This is a genomic window from Campylobacter concisus (assembly GCF_002914195.1).
Lineage (GTDB): Bacteria > Campylobacterota > Campylobacteria > Campylobacterales > Campylobacteraceae > Campylobacter_A > Campylobacter_A concisus_M.
The window spans coordinates 1-852 of record NZ_PPAU01000074.1; the positions used below are offsets into that span (position 1 = coordinate 1).

The window sequence follows — 852 nt, forward strand, 5'->3', positions numbered from 1 at the left end:
AGCTAGGCTTGATATACGGCTCATATTTAGCAACCCTAATGACCGAAGCTCAAAATTTACCAACAGAGAAAGGCAAGAGAAAAACTATATTATAGTTCTTCTATATAAAGTCCGTGTATCCCAATATCAGGTTCGCTTTGTTTGTCATCACTATTACAATAAACGTTGCTATCCACAAAACGTTTAACTAAAAATTCATCTACTTCTTTTGCTTCGAGGGAGAGAACATCTTTAATCTTTTGAATGATTGAATATTCGTTGCTAGGAAGTAAATCTTTAGCAACACAATCACTTCTTAAAATATAGCCAATAGGTGGAATACTACCAAAAACAAAGCTAGGAAAATCTTTTGATGCTTTATATAAATTTACCTTTTTAGATACTTTAACAAGTTCCGTCAAAGCATTTATATTTTTGTCGGCATCGCATGATGACAAATCAAAAGTTCTGCCTACTACACCCATATTATTATCTTTATCAGCTACTACAACGACATAATTATGAAAAATAATGATGCTTATAGTAGCATCTTTGCAAGAAAACAAGTGCCTGCCAGCTTTTATAACGCTTGGCTCAAAGGCATGAAATTCTCATTATTTTCTAAATCGAAAAGCCACTGCTCTGACACATTAAAGGTAGAACAGAATTTACCAAAGAAAGTAAAACTAGGGATTTGATCTTTCTTGTAGAAGTCATTTAGCGTAGCAAAACTTTCAAGCCCCATCTTTTTGCTAGCACTTACTAAATTTAGCCCCACGCCTCTTATAACGTATTGCATCTTAGATCTTAAAGCGTCTGCCTCACTGCCTAATGGTGCATCCAACAATTTTACATAATCTCTCGATTCCATAT

At 34.3% G+C, this 852-nt stretch carries 2 protein-coding genes; both read right to left on the reverse strand.

The window, feature by feature from the left end; all coding sequences use genetic code 11:
* Window positions 1-89 precede the first annotated feature (89 nt).
* Window positions 90-545 (reverse strand): hypothetical protein, encoded by a 456-nt coding sequence (locus CYP28_RS01935; RefSeq protein ID WP_103592892.1) that lies wholly within the window; start codon window positions 543-545, stop codon window positions 90-92.
* A 14-nt stretch (window positions 546-559) separates the two neighbouring features.
* Window positions 560-852: hypothetical protein (locus CYP28_RS01940; RefSeq protein WP_103592893.1), on the reverse strand; the 293-nt coding region annotated here is incomplete at its 5' end.